Source organism: Amycolatopsis sp. SID8362 (genome assembly GCF_010550475.1).
GTDB lineage: Bacteria > Actinomycetota > Actinomycetes > Mycobacteriales > Pseudonocardiaceae > Amycolatopsis > Amycolatopsis eburnea.
The window spans coordinates 1-17,249 of sequence record NZ_JAAGNB010001056.1; the positions used below are offsets into that span (position 1 = coordinate 1).

The 17,249-nt window shown below is 69.2% G+C and carries 16 protein-coding genes and 1 pseudogene; 10 read left to right on the forward strand and 7 right to left on the reverse strand.

Features of this window, described 5'->3' with window-relative positions; genetic code table 11:
• Positions 1 to 191, reverse strand: a pseudogene (locus G3I65_RS32895) (peptidase M15); the annotation flags it as partial.
• 43 nt (positions 192 to 234) lie between these two features.
• Between G3I65_RS32895 and G3I65_RS32900 the strand changes: the two are divergent.
• Entirely contained in the window at positions 235 to 468 is a 234-nt protein-coding gene (locus G3I65_RS32900) for an SCO4848 family membrane protein (protein WP_160699551.1), read from the forward strand.
• A gap of 63 nt (positions 469 to 531) precedes the next feature.
• On the forward strand, positions 532 to 1,926 hold the full coding sequence (locus tag G3I65_RS32905; RefSeq protein ID WP_166640877.1) for a S8 family serine peptidase: 1,395 nt from the start codon (positions 532 to 534) through the stop codon (positions 1,924 to 1,926).
• 61 nt (positions 1,927 to 1,987) lie between these two features.
• Here G3I65_RS32905 and G3I65_RS32910 read toward each other — a convergent pair whose 3' ends face one another.
• The 5 genes from G3I65_RS32910 to sdhC all read right to left on the reverse strand — a co-directional run bounded on the left by G3I65_RS32910 (position 1,988) and on the right by sdhC (position 6,521).
• Positions 1,988 to 2,917, reverse strand: coding sequence for a hypothetical protein (locus tag G3I65_RS32910; RefSeq protein ID WP_163046796.1), 930 nt, complete (start codon positions 2,915 to 2,917; stop codon positions 1,988 to 1,990).
• Positions 2,918 to 3,118: 201 nt separating this feature from the next.
• The gene (locus G3I65_RS32915; RefSeq protein WP_125307348.1) at positions 3,119 to 3,889 is read right to left on the reverse strand and encodes a succinate dehydrogenase iron-sulfur subunit; all 771 of its coding nucleotides are present in this window, start codon (positions 3,887 to 3,889) and stop codon (positions 3,119 to 3,121) included.
• Positions 3,889 to 5,643: a succinate dehydrogenase flavoprotein subunit gene (gene sdhA / locus G3I65_RS32920; protein WP_160699553.1), complete on the reverse strand. Its 1,755-nt coding sequence runs from the start codon at positions 5,641 to 5,643 to the stop codon at positions 3,889 to 3,891. The genes G3I65_RS32915 and sdhA overlap by 1 nt, the downstream gene beginning before the upstream one ends.
• A gap of 19 nt (positions 5,644 to 5,662) precedes the next feature.
• Complete coding sequence (locus G3I65_RS32925) at positions 5,663 to 6,076, reverse strand: succinate dehydrogenase hydrophobic membrane anchor subunit (RefSeq protein WP_086861783.1); 414 nt, start codon at positions 6,074 to 6,076, stop codon at positions 5,663 to 5,665.
• Position 6,077: 1 nt separating this feature from the next.
• Positions 6,078 to 6,521: a succinate dehydrogenase, cytochrome b556 subunit gene (gene sdhC / locus G3I65_RS32930; RefSeq protein ID WP_125307346.1), complete on the reverse strand. Its 444-nt coding sequence runs from the start codon at positions 6,519 to 6,521 to the stop codon at positions 6,078 to 6,080.
• Positions 6,522 to 7,186: 665 nt separating this feature from the next.
• Between sdhC and G3I65_RS32935 the strand changes: the two genes are divergently transcribed.
• From G3I65_RS32935 to G3I65_RS32960, 6 genes are all read left to right on the forward strand, one after another.
• Positions 7,187 to 8,329 (forward strand): BMP family protein, encoded by a 1,143-nt coding sequence (locus tag G3I65_RS32935; protein WP_160699554.1) that lies wholly within the window; start codon positions 7,187 to 7,189, stop codon positions 8,327 to 8,329.
• An 80-nt stretch (positions 8,330 to 8,409) separates the two neighbouring features.
• Complete coding sequence (locus G3I65_RS32940) at positions 8,410 to 9,981, forward strand: ABC transporter ATP-binding protein (protein WP_160699555.1); 1,572 nt, start codon at positions 8,410 to 8,412, stop codon at positions 9,979 to 9,981.
• A complete protein-coding gene (locus G3I65_RS32945; RefSeq protein WP_160699556.1) occupies positions 9,978 to 11,069 on the forward strand; it encodes an ABC transporter permease in 1,092 nt (363 codons plus the stop codon). Before G3I65_RS32940 ends, G3I65_RS32945 begins: the two co-directional genes overlap by 4 nt.
• Positions 11,070 to 11,101: 32 nt before the next feature.
• Positions 11,102 to 12,331, forward strand: a complete 1,230-nt coding sequence (locus G3I65_RS32950; protein WP_160699563.1) for an ABC transporter permease — start codon at positions 11,102 to 11,104, stop codon at positions 12,329 to 12,331.
• On the forward strand, positions 12,331 to 12,720 hold the full coding sequence (locus G3I65_RS32955; protein WP_160699557.1) for a cytidine deaminase: 390 nt from the start codon (positions 12,331 to 12,333) through the stop codon (positions 12,718 to 12,720). Before G3I65_RS32950 ends, G3I65_RS32955 begins: the two co-directional genes overlap by 1 nt.
• Positions 12,717 to 14,000 (forward strand): thymidine phosphorylase, encoded by a 1,284-nt coding sequence (locus tag G3I65_RS32960; protein ID WP_160699558.1) that lies wholly within the window; start codon positions 12,717 to 12,719, stop codon positions 13,998 to 14,000. The genes G3I65_RS32955 and G3I65_RS32960 overlap by 4 nt, the downstream gene beginning before the upstream one ends.
• A 177-nt stretch (positions 14,001 to 14,177) precedes the next feature.
• Here G3I65_RS32960 and G3I65_RS32965 read toward each other — a convergent pair whose 3' ends face one another.
• Complete coding sequence (locus G3I65_RS32965; RefSeq protein ID WP_160699559.1) at positions 14,178 to 15,302, reverse strand: PA containing protein; 1,125 nt, start codon at positions 15,300 to 15,302, stop codon at positions 14,178 to 14,180.
• A gap of 213 nt (positions 15,303 to 15,515) precedes the next feature.
• Here G3I65_RS32965 and G3I65_RS32970 point away from each other — a divergent pair, with 213 nt between their 5' ends.
• Entirely contained in the window at positions 15,516 to 16,610 is a 1,095-nt protein-coding gene (locus G3I65_RS32970) for an adenosine deaminase (protein WP_160699560.1), read from the forward strand.
• A gap of 91 nt (positions 16,611 to 16,701) precedes the next feature.
• Positions 16,702 to 17,249: MFS transporter (locus G3I65_RS32975; RefSeq protein ID WP_160699561.1), on the forward strand; the 548-nt coding region annotated here is incomplete at its 3' end.

Sequence of the window (17,249 nt, forward strand, 5' to 3'; positions counted from 1 at the left end):
GGCGGCGGGGCCTGCTTGCCGGGCGCGGGCTTCTCCGACGTGTCGACCGGCGGCGGGGGAGCGAGGTGGTTGGCGCACTGGCCCTGCTGCTGCGGCGCCGCGCCGGCGGCGACCGGGGTGCCCAGGGCCAGGAGGGCGGCGGCGAGCGTCGTCGTGAAGACCTTGAGCGACCGGGAGACAGCGGAGTGCACCCACGCAATCTAGCGCCGCGGCCCTCGGCGCATACTCAGGGGCATGCGCCTTTCCCGACGAACCTCGCTGTTCCTGCTGGCCTTCGGCGTGTGGTCGTGGATCATCTGGATCACGTTCGCCAAGAACCTGTGGGAGAGCGACCGGGCCTGGGCGCCCGACGGCTCGCCGACCGCGTACTTCATCGTGCACGCGGTGCTGACCGTCGTCTCGTTCGTGCTGGGCACGATCATCGGCGTGCTGGGCTGGCGCGGCGTGCGCACGCGGGCCTCCTCCTGACTTTGGTCGGTGGCGCGCGCTCCGGGGCCGGTTTAGGTTGACGCCACCGACTCTGGAGGTGGAATGTCCCGTTTACGCCGAATGGCGGCCCCGCTCGTGCTCGCCGTCGGGGGCGGCCTGTTCGCGGCGGCGCCGGCCGCGGAGGCCGCGCCGGTCACCTGCGACACGACGAGCACGCCGTACACCTACGTGGTGACGTACCAGCCGGGCACGCGCGCGTCGGCCGTCGACAAGGAGCTGGCGGCCAAGTGCGGCACGAAGGTCGCGTACTACGCCGAGATCGGCGTCGCGATCGCCAGCTCGCGCAACGCGGACTTCCAGCAGAAGATCGGCGTCTACCGGGCCTATTCGGGCGGCAAGGACGTGGCATCCGCGGCTTCGGCGCGCTCGTCACTGGGTGCCGTGCGGACGCTGGAGGACACGCGGACTTTCGCTGCTTCGGGTGACCTGTCGGCGCAGCAGTGGGACATGAAGGCGATCCACGCGCCCGAGGCCAACAAGATCAACCAGGGCAGCAGTTCGGTGACGGTCGGCGTCCTCGACTCGGGCATCGACGCAACGCACCCGGCGCTTCGCAACGCCGTCTCGGCGTCCTCGTCGGCCGGGTGTGTGAGCGGCGCGCCGGACCTCACTCCGGCCTCGTGGGCCCCGACGACGTCCGACCACGGAACGCACGTGGCGGGCACGATCGCGGGCAAGGACCCGGCAGCGGGCTTCACGGGCATCGCACCGGGCGTCCGCCTGGCGTCGGTGAAGGTCGTGAACGACGACGGCTACATCTTCCCGGAGTCCGCGGTCTGCGGCTTCGTGTGGGCGGCCAAGCACGGCTTCCAGGTGACGAACAACAGCTACTACATCGACCCGGGCATGTTCTTCTGCTCCCGCGAACCGGGCGACGCGGCGGCGTACGAAGCGGTCCGCCGCGCGATCGAGTTCTCGACCCGCCACGGCGTCCTGAACGTGTCGGCAGCGGGCAACTCGGGCTTCGACACGACGAAGCAGACCACGGATCCGAACCGGCCCCACCCGGTGGACTCGACCTGCGGCATCCTCCCGAAGGCGATCGACGGCGTGGTGACGGTGTCCTCGGTGGGCTACGCGGGCACGAAGTCGTCGTTCAGCAACTACGGCTCCATTGATGTCACGGCTCCCGGCGGAGACTTCTCGCAGACGCCCCCGGACGGCGCCGGCCCGGCCTGCCCCCTGTCGACAACGGTGTTCGGCGGCCTGTACGGCTCGAAGTGCGGCACATCGATGGCCTCCCCGCACGCGGCGGGCGTGGCGGCACTGCTGGCGTCCAAGTTCCGCGGGGCACCGCCATCGTTCATCACCCGGCTGCTGGAGGGCGAGGCGGACGTGGTGAAGTGCGCGTCAACGGAGACGGAGTGCACAGGCCCGGCGAAGAACAACTCGTACTACGGCCACGGCCTGGTCAACGCCCTGGACGCGGTGCGCTAGCCAATTGCCGTGAAGGCCTCCTTACCGGGCAAAAATGCCGGTAAGGAGGCCTTCACGGCATTCAGGCCGTCTGAGCCAGGTGGACGGACGGGCGTGGGCTCGCCTGGGCTGTGCGATAGGCCTTGTCCAACATGGCCATGACGCCGGTGGGATCGCGGGTGAGGTCGGCAGGCAGGGATTGGACGACCGAGATCCCGGCTGCCGCGTATCTCGTGTTCCGCTCCAGCGTGCGGGCGTAGGCGGTGCGGGCGAAGTGAAATTCGAACGAGTCGATCTCCCAGGCGAGGCCGACGTCGTCCCACCACGCGTCGGGACAAGCGATGTACTGGCCGGTGGCGTCGTAGAGATTGACGTTCCAGTGACTCGGCGGCACCGCCAGGCGATCGCTCAGGGCCTTTGCCCGCACTTCGGCCATCGATCGGACGTCCGTCCAGTCGGTCAGCAGTCGTCGCGCAACCGCAGTTCCCCGTTGCGTTCCGGCGTTCAGCTCCCACAGCAGTGCGGCAGGTGCGCACCGACCGCGCTGGATCGCTTCGATCAGCAGCCGGGTGCTCTGTTCCAGGTCTTGGAGCCGGCGCACCGCGTCCGTCGTGGAACGGATCAGCGGAGCGAGCGGAAAGCCGTTCCGGACCACCGGAGCCGGCAGCCGCAGCGTGCGTTCGATGGTGACGAAACCGGTGCTGCGGACCTTGCGCTGGTGGGGAATCAGCAGATGCAGATCGGCTGTCGGCAGCTCAGCTGCCCGCAGGCCGTGGCGTCGGCACGCTTCCGTGCCGGTTATCTGCGCACCGGCTCCGGCGTAGAGCAACGCTGCCGTGGCGGGCTGATCCGCGGTCGGTTCGTTGTTGTGGAGCAGGATTATGCCGGGGAGCAGCCGTCGCCACGGCCCGCCGGGAAGGCACCGGCGGTAGATGGTCTTGCTGTCGATCCCGGCGGATTCCAGATCCGCGGCCCGCGCGACACCGTTGTGGCTCCGTTCGCGGAGCGACAACAGATGACTCGCGCGTCTTCCTTGTCTCGGCACCGTCCCATCGTCCTGACCAAGGCCCACGGGGCACCAGCCCCAACTCACCAGCCTGTGGACAACCGCCCCGTTGTGGATAACTGCCGAAAGCCGTGAAGGCCTCCTTCCCAGGCAAAAATGCCGGTAAGGAGGCCTTCACGGCTCTTGAGCCGGAGCGGAGCGGAGGCGTCAGACGCGCTTGAACAGCAGCGCGCGCTTCACTTCCTGGATCGCCTTCGTCACCTGGATCCCGCGCGGGCACGCGTCCGTGCAGTTGAACGTCGTCCGGCAGCGCCAAACACCTTCACCATCGTTCAGGATGTCCAGCCGCTCCTCCGCCCCCTCGTCACGGGAGTCGAAGATGAACCGGTGGGCGTTCACGATCGCCGCCGGCCCGAAGTACGACCCGTCATTCCAGTACACCGGGCACGAAGACGTGCAGCACGCGCAGAGGATGCACTTCGTCGTGTCGTCGAACCGGTCGCGGTCCGCCTGGGACTGGATGCGCTCGCGGGTCGGCTCGTTGCCGTACGTGATCAGGTACGGCTTGATCGCGCGGTACGCCTCGAAGAACGGGTCCATGTCGACGTAGAGGTCCTTCAACGTCGTCAGGCCCTTGATCGGGGCGATCGTGATCGTCGTCTGCTTGCCGTCCTTCGACAGCAGGTCCTTCATCAGGACCTTGCAGGCCAGGCGGTTGATGCCGTTGATCTGCATCGCGTCGGACCCGCACACGCCGTGGGCGCACGAGCGGCGGAACGAGAACGTGCCGTCGATGTAGTCCTTGACGTAGAACAGCAGGTTCAGCAGGCGGTCGGTGCGCTGGGCCGGGACGTCGTAGGACTCCCAGTGCGGCTCCGTGTCGACCTCCGGGTTGAACCGCAGGATCTTCAGCGTGACCGTGATCGGGGTGTGGTCCGAGTCCGAAGAAGCAGCAGGAGCTTCAGCAACGCTAGTCATCAGTACTTCCGCTCCATCGGCTCGTAGCGGGTGAAGGTGACCGGCTTGTAGTCGAGCCGGATGTCGGACGACAGGCCAGTGCCCTGCTTGTAGGCCATGGTGTGCCGCATGAAGTTCGTGTCGTCGCGGGTCGGGTAGTCCTCGCGGGCGTGGCCGCCGCGGGACTCCTTGCGGGCCAGGGCGCCGACGACCAGGACCTCGGCCAGCTCCAGGAGGAAGCCCAGCTCGACGGCCTCGAGCAGGTCGGTGTTGTACCGCTTGCCCTTGTCCGACACGGTGATCCGCTGGTAGCGCGCCTTCAGCGCCTGGACGTCGGTCAGCGCCTGCTTCAGCGTGTCCTCGGTCCGGTACACCGACGCGTGCGAGTCCATCGTCTGCTGCATTTCCTTGCGGATGTCGGCGACGCGCTCGTCGCCGTGCTCCGACAGCAGGCCCGCCAGCTGCTCCTCGACCAGCTTGGTCGGCTCCTCGGGCAGCTCGACGTGCTCGTGGGCCAGCGCGTACTCGGCGGCCGCGATGCCGGCGCGGCGGCCGAACACGTTGATGTCCAGCAGCGAGTTCGTGCCCAGGCGGTTCGAGCCGTGCACGGACACGCAGGCGACCTCGCCCGCCGCGTAGAGACCCGGGATGACGTTCTCGTTGTCCCGCAGCGCTTCGCCGTGGACGTTGGTCGGGATGCCGCCCATCACGTAGTGGCAGGTCGGGAACACCGGCACCGGCTCCTTCACCGGGTCGACGCCCAGGTAGGTGCGCGAGAACTCGGTGATGTCCGGCAGCTTGGTCTCGAGGACCTCGACCGGCAGGTGCGTGACGTCGAGGACGACGTAGTCCTTGTTCGGCCCGCAACCCCGGCCCTGCAGCACTTCCTGCACCATCGAGCGCGCCACGATGTCGCGCGGCGCGAGGTCCTTGATGGTGGGGGCGTAGCGCTCCATGAACCGCTCGCCGGACGCGTTGCGCAGGATCCCGCCCTCGCCGCGGACGGCCTCCGAGATCAGGATGCCGAGCCCGGCCAGACCTGTCGGGTGGAACTGGAAGAACTCCATGTCCTCCAGCGGCAGGCCCTTGCGGAAGATGATGCCGAGGCCGTCACCGGTGAGGGTGTGCGCGTTCGACGTCGTCTTGAAGATCTTGCCCGCGCCGCCGGTGGCGAACACGATCGACTTCGCCTGGAAGACGTGCAGCTCGCCGGTGGCCAGCTCGTAGGCGACGACGCCGGAGGCGACCGGGTTGCCGTTCTCGTCCTCGGACAGGATCAGGTCGAGCACGTAGAACTCGTTGAAGAACTCCGTGCCGTACTTGACGCAGTTTTGGTACAGCGTCTGCAGGATCATGTGACCGGTGCGGTCCGCGGCGTAGCAGGCGCGGCGCACCGCGGCCTTGCCGTGGTCACGCGTGTGCCCGCCGAAGCGGCGCTGGTCGATCTTGCCTTCGGGCGTCCGGTTGAACGGCAGGCCCATCTTCTCCAGGTCGAGCACCGCGTCGATGGCCTCCTTGGCCATGATCTCCGCGGCGTCCTGGTCGACGAGGTAGTCGCCGCCCTTGACCGTGTCGAAGGTGTGCCACTCCCAGTTGTCCTCTTCGACGTTCGCCAGCGCGGCGCACATGCCGCCCTGGGCCGCGCCGGTGTGGGACCGGGTCGGGTAGAGCTTGGTGAGGACCGCGGTGCGGGCGCGCTGGCCGGACTCGATGGCCGCGCGCATCCCGGCGCCGCCGGCGCCGACGATCACCACGTCGTACTTGTGGAACTGCATGGTGGGAGGTCTCCGGGGGTCAGTTCGCGGGCATGTTCGGGTCGAAGGTGAAGATCACCATCGTGCCGACGGCCAGGATCAGCACCATCGAGACGTACAGCACGATCTTCAGCCAGAACCGCGTGCTGTCCTTGCGCGCGTAGTCGTCGATGATGGTGCGCAGGCCGTTGCCGCCGTGGATCTCGGCGAGCCAGAGCATGGCCAGGTCCCAGAACTGCCAGAACGGCGAAGCCCAGCGGCCGGCGACGAAGCCCCAGTTGATCCGGTGCACACCGCCGTCGAGGATGTTCATGATCAGCAGGTGGCCGAGCACCAGGATGACCAGCGCCAGGCCGGAGATCCGCATGAACAGCCAGCTGTAGAGCTCGAAGTTGCTCCGGCGCGCGGCGGGGCGCTTCGGCGCGCGGGGGTTCGCGAGGGCGAGGTCGGCCATGTCAGTTACCCCCGAAGAGCGTTTCGGCGGTGCGCTTCAGCATGAAGAAGGCACCGGGGACCATCACGACGACCCAGACCACGCCGATGACCCACAGCATCGCCTTCTGCAGCTTGGGGCCCTTCGACCAGAAGTCGACCAGCATGACGCGGATGCCGTTCAGCGCGTGGAAGAGGACCGCGCCGACGAGGCCGACCTCGAGGAGGTTCACGATCGGCGTCTTGTAGGTCTCGATGACCTGGTCGTAGGTGTTCGGCGACACGCGCACGAGCGCGGTGTCGAGCACGTGCACGAACAGGAAGAAGAATGTGAGCACGCCGGTGATGCGGTGCAGCACCCAGGACCACATGCCGGGGTCGCCCCGGTAGAAGGTTCCCTGCCGGCGTGAGGCACCCGCCCGATCGCTCGCCCCTGCCGAGGTGGCAGTGCTCGCCGTGGTGGACATCGGTGAACGGCCTCCAACGTCTGACTATGTGCCCGGGTGACCGGTGAGGTCCGCACTGATCGTCGCCGTCCACCTGGGACGTCTACGGCGGCAATGCCGAGATCAAGGGTCATCGAGCGTGGATGGAAGGGATGCTAGACCCGACCCGGACGGACGGCTCACCTCCGGGTTCCTCTCTGTGATGGACCAGACACCTGGGTACAGACCGGTTGTGGGCGCCGTCACAGCGCGGCGGGTCCACTGTGGACGCACCGCCGCCGTCCGGCGCCGGCTCGCCCGCCCGGCTGACGCCTGATCGGGTGGCGCGCCCCGGAACCGCACTGGAACGATTCGGACGAGCAGTGGATCCAGGTTCGTCTCACAGAGTGATCGGGGTGGTCCACTCCTCGGTCGGCCTGGCACACTGCGTGACAGCAAACGGCATTTCGGCCGTCCCCCAGCCCGGGAGTCCGCCGAAAGAAGCGCCCCGTGCCCCTTTTGATCACGGTGGGTGCTCATCCGGTCGCGCGCGCGACTCGTGAGTAAACGTTTGTGTTACGTAGCGTGCCGTTCCTATGGCGCATTCCTGTCCGTTGGGTACGGTCCACCAGTCGACCCGGCAGTGGGCCCGGTCGTGCCCTGGACATCCGCTGGATCAGCGGGGAGGGAGAAACACGTTGCGTCGCATGCGTGGAACCGCGCTGGCCGCCGCGGCCATGGCCGGGGTGCTCGCCCTGGCCGGGTGCGCCAAGGACTCCAGCGGTGGTAGCAGCTCGAACAACACCGCGGCCTCTTCGGGCGGTTCCGACTGCGTCACCGCGCAGAAGCCGCCCGCGGCGCCCGCCGCGGCGAGCAGCTCGGCGGCCGCCGGGGAGAAGGTCGACGGCAGCAAGCTGAAGATCGGCCTGGCGTTCGACGTCGGCGGCCGCGGTGACGCGTCCTTCAACGACGCCGCCGCCGCGGGCACCGACAAGGCGAAGGCCGAGCTCGGCGTGACCACGGTCAACGAGAGCACCGCGTCCGCCAGCGAGGCCGAGTCGGCCAAGCAGCAGCGCCTCGACCAGATGGCCGCCTCCGGCATGAACCCGATCGTGGCGGTCGGCTTCGCGTACGCGCCGTCGGTCAAGGTCGTCGCGGCGAAGTACCCGAACACCAAGTTCGCGATCGTCGACGACGACTCGATCCAGCTCCCGAACGTGACGCCGCTGGTCTTCGCCGAGGAGCAGGGCTCGTTCCTGGCCGGCGTCGCCGCCGCGTACAAGAGCAAGAACTGCCACGTCGGCTTCGTCGGCGGGGTCAACACCCCGCTGATCCAGAAGTTCGAGGCCGGCTTCCTGCAGGGCGCGAAGACGGTTTCGTCCAAGATCAAGATCGAGGACGACTACCTGACCCCGGCCGGTGACTTCTCCGGGTTCCAGGACCCGGCGAAGGGCAACGTCAAGGCCGCGGCCGAGATCGCCAAGGGCGCGGACGTGGTCTACCACGCCGCCGGCGCCTCCGGTAAGGGCGTGTTCGACGCCGCCAAGGCGGGCAACGCGCTGGCCATCGGCGTCGACTCCGACCAGTACAACCAGAAGACCGTCGCCGCCGACAAGGACGTCATCATCACGTCCATGCTCAAGCGCGTCGACGTCGCCGTCTTCGACTACGTCCAGGCGCTCGCCAAGGGTGACCTGACGACCCTGCCGAAGCGGTTCGACCTCAAGGTCGACGGCGTCGGCTACGCCACCTCCGGTGGCAAGGTCGACGACATCAAGGACGTCCTCGACGGCTACAAGGCCCAGATCATCTCGGGCGCGATCACCGTCTCGGACAAGCCGCAGAAGTAGCTCAGCACGCGTCGGGGCTCGGAGGAATTTTTCCTCCGGGCCCCTCACGCGTTTAGACGAGATATGGAATTCTCCCGCCCATGAGCACTGCCGAGGCCCCGGCCGAAGCCGTCCCCGACCGGGGCGCCCCCGCCGTCCAGCTGACCGGGATCACGAAGCGATTCCCCGGCGTGGTGGCCAACTCCGACGTCAACCTCACCGTCACCGCCGGCGAGGTGCACGCCATCTGTGGCGAGAACGGCGCCGGCAAGTCCACCCTGATGAAGATCCTGTACGGCATGCAGCCGCCGGACGAGGGCACCATCGCGATCAACGGCGACGAGGTGAAGCTGCGCAACCCGCAGGACGCCATCCGCGCCGGCATCGGCATGGTGCACCAGCACTTCATGCTCGCCGACAACCTCACCGTCGGCGAGAACGTCTTCCTCGGCGCCGAGGGCCTGCACGGCATCGGCCGCGCCGCCCGCGCGCGGCTGGCCGAGCTCGCGGAGCGGACCGGCCTGCACGCCAAGCCGGACACGCTGCTGGAGGAGCTCGGCGTCGCCGACCGCCAGCGCGTCGAGATCGTCAAGGTGCTCTACCGCGGGGCGAAGATCATCATCCTGGACGAGCCGACCGCGGTCCTCGTGCCGCAGGAGGTCGACGCGCTCTTCGCGACCGTCCGGGAGATGAAGGCCGACGGCTACACCTTCCTCTTCATCTCGCACAAGCTCGACGAGGTGCGCGCGATCGCCGACACCGTCACGGTGATCCGGCGCGGCACGACCGTCGGGACCGCCGACCCGAAGACGATCACCTCCCGGCAGCTCGCGGAGATGATGGTCGGCTCGGAGCTGCCCAGCCCGGAGACCCGCGAGTCCACGGTCACCGACCGGGACGTGCTGCGGCTGACCGGCCTGACGCTCGGCGCCGAGGGTTCCGACCGCAACGCGCTCGACGACGTCTCCTTCACCGTGCGCGCGGGCGAGGTGCTCGGCATCGCCGGTGTCGAGGGCAACGGGCAGACCGAGCTCGTCGAGACGATCATGGGCATGCGCAAGCCGTCCGGCGGCACGATCGAGCTGGTCGACGCCGAAGGTCAGGCGCGTGACCTGACGAAGGCGGGCACGCTGGCGCGGCGCGAGGCCGGCATCGGCTACATCGCCGAAGACCGCACGCGGCACAGCCTCCTGCTGCAGCAACCGTTGTGGGTCAACCGGATCCTCGGGTACCAGACCCGCGAACCGGTCTCGAAGGGACAGCTGCTCGACATCGCCGGCGCCCGCGCCGACACCGAGCGCATCGTCCGCGACTACGACGTCCGCACCCCGGGCATCGACGTCCCGGCGGCGGCGCTCTCGGGCGGCAACCAGCAGAAGCTGATCGTCGGGCGCGAACTGTCCGGCAACCCGGTGCTGCTGGTGGCTTCGCACCCGACGCGCGGCGTCGACGTCGGCGCGCAGGCGCTGATCTGGGAGCAGATCCGCCAGGCCCGCGCCGCCGGGCTCGCGGTGCTGCTGATCTCCGCCGACCTCGACGAGCTGATCGGCCTGTCCGACACGATCCGGGTCATGCTGCGCGGGCGCCTCGTCAGCGAGGCCGACCCCGCCACCGTGACCCCGCAGGAACTGGGCTCCGCGATGACCGGCGCGGGGGAGGGTGACGAGGAATGACGTCCTGGCGCACGAAACTGCTGCCACCGCTGCTGGCGATCGTCTTCGCCGTGCTGCTGTCGGCGATCGCGCTGATCATCTCCGGGGCCGACCCGCTGAACGCGTACGGCACGATGATCGGCCAGATGTTCAAGGGCTCCACCGCGGTCGACACGGTGAACCTGGCGACGGTCTACTACCTGTCCGGGCTCGCGGTGGCCATCGGCTTCCAGATGAACCTCTTCAACATCGGCGTCGAGGGCCAGTACCGGTTCGCCGCGGTCGTCGCGGCCATCGCCGGCGGCGCCCTCAAGCTGCCGCCGGTGCTCCACACGCTGGTCATCCTGATCGTGGCCGTCGTCGCCGGCGCGGCGTACGCGGCGATCCCGGCGATCCTCAAGGTCACCCGCGGGGTGAGCGAGGTGATCGCGACGATCATGCTCAACGCGATCGTCGGTGGCATCATCGCCTTCCTCATCAACGCCGACCAGTTCGGCGTGCAGACGGGCAACAACATCGGCACCCGCGTGATCGAGCCGTCCGGCCGGATCCCGGGCATCCCGCTCGGCTCGGGCACGCTGTTCGGGTTCGTCTTCATCGCCGCGATCATCGGCGGCGCCTACTGGTTCATGCTCAACCGCACGCGGTTCGGCTTCGAGCTCAAGGCGTCCGGCGAATCCACCACCGCGGCCGCCGCGGGCGGGGTCAACGCCAAGAAGATGACGCTGATCGCGATGCTGCTCTCCGGCGGCGTCGCCGGCCTGGTCGCGATGCCGGAACTGCTCGGCCGCGACTTCAGCTACGGCATCACCTCGACCCAGATGTACGGCTTCACCGGCATCGCGGTCGCGCTGCTGGGCCGCAACCACCCCGGCGGCATCGCGCTCGGCGCGCTGCTGTGGGCGTTCCTCGACACCTCCGCGGTGTCGCTGGAGCAGATCAACGTGTCCAAGGAGATCGCGACGATCATGCAGGGCATCATCGTGCTGTCGGTCGTCGTGGCGTACGAGATCGTGCGGCGCGCCGACCTCGCGGCCGAGCAACGCCGGGTCGGCCGGGCGCTCGCCGGCCGCAAGGGCGCTTCGGTCGCCGAAGGGGGTGCGGTGTGATCACCGACGTTTCACCGGAGTCCGGCACCACGATGCCGGTGCGGCGCAAGCGCACCCGGGTCCCGGGCTGGCTGCGCGGGGTCATCTGGGCGGTCATCGCCATCGCCGTCCTCTCGACGGCGTCGTACTCCACCGGCGTCGCCGCGCTGACGTCGTCGAACACCGCGCAGACGGCGTTGCGCCTGGCCCTGCCGATCCTGCTCTGCGCGCTGGGCGGCCTCTGGGCCGAACGCGCGGGCGTGGTCAACATCGGTCTCGAGGGCATGATGATCCTCGGGACCTGGGGTGCCGCCTGGGGCGCGTACTACGGCGGCGTGTGGGCCGGGCTGCTGGCCGCGCTCGTCTTCGGCGCGCTCGGCGGGCTGCTGCACGCGGTGGCGACGGTGACGTTCAACGTCAACCACATCGTCTCCGGCGTCGCGATCAACCTGCTCGGCCTCGGCGTCACGAAGTACCTGGCGAACCTGATCTTCGAGCCGCTGTCGGGCAATCCGCGGCAGTCGCCGGTGGTGCCGAAGTTCGACACCTACTCGGCGACGTTCCTCTCGGACTGGCTCGGCGACCTGGAGAAGGAGCAGCGGGTCGGCATCTCCGACGTCGCCGGCATCCTGCGCGGCCTGGTCACCGAGGTGGCGCCGCTGACGATGATCGCGATCATCCTGGTGCCGGTCAGCTTCTGGGTGCTCTGGCGGACCCGCTTCGGGCTGCGGCTGCGCTCGTGCGGCGAGAACCCGGTGGCCGCGGAGTCCCTGGGCGTCAACGTCTACCGGCACAAGTACATCGCGATGCTGATCTCCGGCGCCTTCGCCGGGATGGGTGGCGCGTCGCTGGTGCTGCTGCGCGGCGGCGCGGACTACTTGGAGAACCAGACCAACGGCCGCGGGTACATCGGCCTCGCGGCGATGATCTTCGGCAACTGGCGGCCGGGCGGCCTGCTCGGCGGCGCGGCGCTGTTCGGTTACGCGGACGGCCTGCAGCTCTCCGGTGGCGGCGAAGCGGTGCTCGCGCTGCTGTACGGCGCGGTGATCCTGGTCGGCGTGATCGTCGTCGTGCAGCTGTTCCGGCGGCAGTGGATCGCGGCCGGGCTCGGCGTCGTCGGCGCGGGCGTGCTGTACGCGATCTACTGGGCCAACGACACGCTGCCGTCGGACCTGATCCCGTACACCGCGCACTTCGTGACGCTGATCGTGCTGGCGGTGGCTTCGCAGCGGCTGCGGCCGCCGAAGGCCGACGGCCAGCCGTACCGGCGAGGTGAAGACTGATGTCCACTGTGGATTGGGACGCCTTGCGCGCCCAGGCGATCGAAGCCGCTTCCCATGCGTACGCGCCATATTCGGGTTTGCACGTGGGTGTCGCGGGGATCGTCGACGACGGCCGCGTCGTGACCGGGTGCAACGTCGAGAACGCGTCCTACGGGCTCGGGCTGTGCGCGGAGTGCACGATGGCCGGGCAGCTGCGGCTGTCCGGCGGGGGTCGATTGGTCGCGGTCGCCTGCCGGTCCGGCGCCGGTGACCTCCTGATGCCCTGCGGGCGCTGCCGGCAGATCCTGTTCGAGCTGGGCGGGTCTTCCTGTTTGGTGGACACGCCGCGTGGCGTGCTGCCGATGTCCGACGTCCTGCCGGACGCCTTCGGCCCGGACGACCTGCCGTGAGCGCGTTCGCCGCGGTCGACATCATCCGCACCAAGCGGGACGGCGGCCGGCTCTCGGACGAGCAGATCGACTGGGTCGTCGACGCGTACACGCGCGGTCTCGTCGCCGAGGAACAGATGTCGGCGCTGGCGATGGCGATCTTCCTGAACGGGATGTCCGACGGCGAGATCTCCCGCTGGACGCACGCGATGATCGCTTCCGGTGAGCGGCTGTCCCTTTCGGTGTCGCGCCCGACCGTCGACAAGCACTCGACGGGTGGCGTCGGCGACAAGATCACGCTGCCGCTGGCGCCGCTGGTGGCCGCGTGCGGCGCGGCGGTGCCGCAGCTGTCCGGGCGCGGGCTCGGGCACACCGGCGGCACGCTCGACAAGCTGGAGTCGATCCCCGGCTGGCGGGCTTCGCTGACCACTTCGGAAATCCAGGCGCAGCTGGAAGACGTCGGCGCGGTGGTCTGCGCGGCGACGTCCGGGCTCGCGCCGGCGGACAAGAAGCTGTACGCGTTGCGGGACGTCACGTCCACTGTGGAGTCGATCCCGCTGATCGCCAGCTCGATCATGAGCAAGAAGATCGCGGAGGGCGCGTCCGGGCTGGTCCTGGACGTGAAGTTCGGGTCGGGCGCGTTCATGAAGACGCTTTCCCAGGCGCGTGAGCTGGCGTCGACGCTGACCTCGATCGGCGTCGACCACGGCGTCCCGACGACGGCGCTGCTGACCGACATGAACGTCCCGCTGGGACGGGCGGTCGGGAACGCGGTGGAGGTCGCGGAGTCGGTCGCCGTGCTGCAGGGCGGTGGCCCTGCGGACGTGGTCGAGCTGACGGTCGCTCTGGCGCGGGAGATGCTGGCGCTGGCGGGGATCTCGGTCGACCCCGCCGCCGTGCTGGCGTCCGGCGAGGCGTACGAGGTCTGGTGCCGGATGATCTCCGCCCAGGGCGGCGACCCGTCGGCACCGCTGCCGACGCCTTCGCACGTCCACACGGTCGTCGCGCCGGCTTCGGGCGTGCTGGCTTCGCTGGACGCGTACGCGGTGGGCGTGGCGGCGTGGCGGCTGGGCGCGGGCCGGGCCCGCAAGGAGGACCCGGTCCAGGCCGCGGCGGGCGTGCTGTGCCTGGCCAAGCCCGGTACGCCGGTGACGGAGGGTGAGCCCCTGCTGGAGCTGCACACGGACACCCCGGACGCGGTCCCCGCGGCCTTGGCCGCCCTGGACGGCAGCTTCACGATCGCCTCGTCCGCGCCCACCCCGGCCCCGATCATCCAGGAGACAATCCGCGGCACGGTGTGACGATCATCGCGAAGATGATCACCCGCCCGAGTGACCAAGCCGCATCTTTCCCTACGAAAGCTCCGCCTCTGGACCCTCGAAGCGGAGCTTTCGTAGGGAAAGTGTTGCGGAGCGGTCACTCCGCAACGTAAGAGGCCCCCGTCGGGTGAACCGGCGGGGCCTCTTCGTGGGGCTGGGTTACTCCGTGGCTTCTTCGGCGCCTTCGCCGGACTTGGCCTTGGCGTCGGCCGGCTTCGGGGCGCGGCCGTTGCGGGAGCTGCGGCGCGGCTGGCGCGGGGCCGGCGGCGGCGGGGCGATCTGCTGGACGGCCGGGCCGCCGCCGAGCATCAGCTCCGCGAACGTCGCCATCGCCTCGTCGAGCTGGCCGCCGATGCGGCGGACGCTCTCGTCGTTGCTCTTGCGGACCAGCGTGTCCACCGAGTCGGTGTCCGGCTGCTTGGACAGCGTGCCCTCGACCTTGGACAGCCCGGCCTTGAGCGCGCCGTCGAGGTCGCCGATGCCGGAGCGGAAGCCGTCCTCCACCTTGTCGAGGCGGCCGGTCAGGTCGTCGAGGCGGGTGGTGACCGTTTCGAGGCGGTTGCCCAGGTTCTCCAGGCGGTCCGACGCGTCGATCATCTCGCCGGTCTCGGTCAGCGCCACCTTGAGCGCCTCGGTGTTGGCGTCGATCCGCTCGTGCGTGGTGCGGCCCAGCTCGCCGACGCGCTCCTGCGTGACGCGGCTGAGCTCGTCGACCTTGCCCCGCAGCTCGTGGTCGGTGTGGTCGACGCGGTCGCGCAGCGTGCCCTCGGCCTGCTCGATCCGCTCGCGGACCGGGCCGGTCACCGCCTGCGGGATCGAGTCGAGCTTGGCGTCCTGCTTGTCGAGGTGGCCGCCCAGCTCGTCGAGCCGACGGTGGATGTTCTGGAGCTTGTCCTCGAGGCCGTCCATCCGCCCGGCGACACCCTCGAAGCGCGCCGCGACGCCGTCGAGGCGGCCGTCCAGCTGCGCGAAGGGCTTGGCGAGCTTGTCCGGGAGGCTCTCGATCGCCCGGGTCAGCGCCGCGATGGCGTTGTCCTGGGCCTCGAGGCGGGACATCGCCTCGTCGAGGCGCTCGGCCAGCACGCCGACCTCGGTGCGGTCGGGGAGCTCGGACAGCCGCTTGCGGACCGCGCCCAGCGAGTCCACCGGCGCGAGGCGGGCGTAGATGTCGTCGAGCGCGTCGAAGATCTGCTGCTGCTCGCTCTCACGCACTTCGGCCGCGCGCACCAGCATGTTGCGCATCCGGTCGAAGGACGGGGCGGCAATGTGGTTGTCAGTGGTCACTGCTGTGTGTCCTTCGTCGGCGGGGAAATGGAGGGACGTGCCACGAAGCTTATCGATTGCAAAAATTGCTGTCTGTATGGCCCCCGTGAAGAGCCTATTGCGGAGGCTGCCCCCGGATGGCCGATTCGTTCCTTGATCCTCGATGCTCAGGGTTAGCCCGAGGCTGAGACTTACGGCCATGTAGGGGAATGACAGCGAGGTTACCGTTGGGGGATGCCTGACGAAAGCCCTGTTCTGCCCAGCGAGACGCTCCGCCGCGCGCCCAAGGTGCTGCTGCACGACCACCTGGACGGCGGTCTCCGCCCGGCGACCGTCGCCGAACTCGCCGACGAGACCGGCTACGGCGGACTGCCGACCAGCGATCCGGCCGAGCTGGGCGGCTGGTTCCGCCGCGCGGCCGACTCCGGCTCACTCGTTTCCTACCTCGAGACCTTCGCGCACACCTGCGGGGTGATGCAGACCGAGGATGCGCTGGTCAGGGTCGCCGCGGAAGCGGTGGAGGACCTGGCGGCCGACGGCGTCGTCTACGCCGAGGTGCGCTACGCACCGGAGTTGTTCGTCGAACGCGGTCTGTCACTCGATGCGGTGGTCGAGGCCGTTCAAGCGGGGTTCACGGAGGGCACTCGCCGGGTGGCCGCGAACGGCGGCAGCATCCGTGTCGGGACGTTGCTCTGCGCGATGCGGCAGCACGCCCGCGCCCTCGAGATCGCCGACCTCGCGGTCCGGTACCGCGACGCCGGCGTCGTGGGGTTCGACATCGCGGGCCCGGAGGACGGATTTCCGCCCACCCGCAATCTCGACGCGTTCGAATACCTGCGGCAGAACAATGCGCATTTCACCATTCACGCGGGCGAGGCGTTCGGTTTGCCGTCCATTTGGGAGGCGATTCAGCACTGCGGCGCCGAGCGGCTCGGGCACGGCGTGCGCATCGCCGAGGACATCAAGGCCGACGCGGACGGGACGGTCCACCTTGGACGGTTGGCCGCGTATGTCCGCGACCGCCGCATCCCCCTGGAGATCTGCCCGACGTCGAACGTCCAAACAGGCACGGTCCGCTCGATCGCCGAGCACCCCATCGGCCTGCTCACGAAGCTGCGCTTCCGCGTGACCGTGAACACGGACAACCGGCTGATGAGCGGATGCACGATGACCAGCGAATTCGCCGCGCTGCACGAGACCTTCGGCTATGGCCTGGACGACTTCCGCTGGTTCACCATCAACGCGATGAAATCCGCCTTCATCGATTTCGACGCGCGGATCCGGCTGATCGACGACGTGATCAAGCCCGGGTACGCCGCGCTGGCCTGACCCGGCACGCTTCGCCCTTGCGGTCCTTAGCCATGCCAACTATCGTTCACCATGTAGGAATTACTTCTCAATATTTGAGATGGTGACGACGATGGCGCAGGTCGCGGACGGCTCGGTGGAGCGGGTGCAGGCGAGTTCACGGCGGTGGCTCATCCTCGCGCTCGGCCTCGCCGCGCAGACCGCGAGCTGCTCGTTCCTCTACGGCCTCCCGTTCCTGGTCCCGGCCATGCGGGCCGGCGAGGGGCTGACGCTGGCCGAGGCCGGCACGGTCGTCGCGGCGCCGAGCATTGGGCTGTTGTTCACCCTGATCGTGTGGGGCGCGGCTGCGGACCGTTACGGAGAGCGCCTGATCATGGCCCTCGGACTGGGTGCCTCGGGGTTACTCCTGGTGTACGCCGGAGTCGGCGATCACTCGGTCGGGCTCCTCTTTGGGGTGTTCCTGGCAGCCGGCGCGTGCACGGCTTCGGTGAACGCGGCGAGCGGCCGCGTGGTGATGGGCTGGTTCGCGAAGTCCGAGCGCGGCGTCGCGATGGGGATCCGCCAGACGGCCCAGCCGCTGGGCGTCGGCGTCGCGGCGCTGGGGCTGCCGCCGCTGGCCGCGCACTTCGGCTTCCGCGCGGCCGTGCTGCTGCCGGCCGG

Bases quoted from the DNA above. Each gene is read 5' to 3' on its own strand.
- G3I65_RS32950 (WP_160699563.1), top strand. From the start codon at position 11,102: ATGCCGGTGCGGCGCAAGCGCACCCGGGTCCCGGGCTGGCTGCGCGGG.
- sdhA (WP_160699553.1), bottom strand. From the start codon at position 5,643: ATGCAGTTCCACAAGTACGACGTGGTGATCGTCGGCGCCGGCGGCGCC.
- G3I65_RS32900 (WP_160699551.1), top strand. From the start codon at position 235: ATGCGCCTTTCCCGACGAACCTCGCTGTTCCTGCTGGCCTTCGGCGTG.
- G3I65_RS32955 (WP_160699557.1), top strand. From the start codon at position 12,331: ATGTCCACTGTGGATTGGGACGCCTTGCGCGCCCAGGCGATCGAAGCC.
- sdhC (WP_125307346.1), bottom strand. From the start codon at position 6,521: ATGTCCACCACGGCGAGCACTGCCACCTCGGCAGGGGCGAGCGATCGG.
- G3I65_RS32915 (WP_125307348.1), bottom strand. From the start codon at position 3,889: ATGACTAGCGTTGCTGAAGCTCCTGCTGCTTCTTCGGACTCGGACCAC.
- G3I65_RS32970 (WP_160699560.1), top strand. From the start codon at position 15,516: ATGCCTGACGAAAGCCCTGTTCTGCCCAGCGAGACGCTCCGCCGCGCG.
- G3I65_RS32935 (WP_160699554.1), top strand. From the start codon at position 7,187: ATGCGTGGAACCGCGCTGGCCGCCGCGGCCATGGCCGGGGTGCTCGCC.
- G3I65_RS32905 (WP_166640877.1), top strand. From the start codon at position 532: ATGTCCCGTTTACGCCGAATGGCGGCCCCGCTCGTGCTCGCCGTCGGG.
- G3I65_RS32925 (WP_086861783.1), bottom strand. From the start codon at position 6,076: ATGGCCGACCTCGCCCTCGCGAACCCCCGCGCGCCGAAGCGCCCCGCC.
- G3I65_RS32945 (WP_160699556.1), top strand. From the start codon at position 9,978: ATGACGTCCTGGCGCACGAAACTGCTGCCACCGCTGCTGGCGATCGTC.
- G3I65_RS32940 (WP_160699555.1), top strand. From the start codon at position 8,410: ATGAGCACTGCCGAGGCCCCGGCCGAAGCCGTCCCCGACCGGGGCGCC.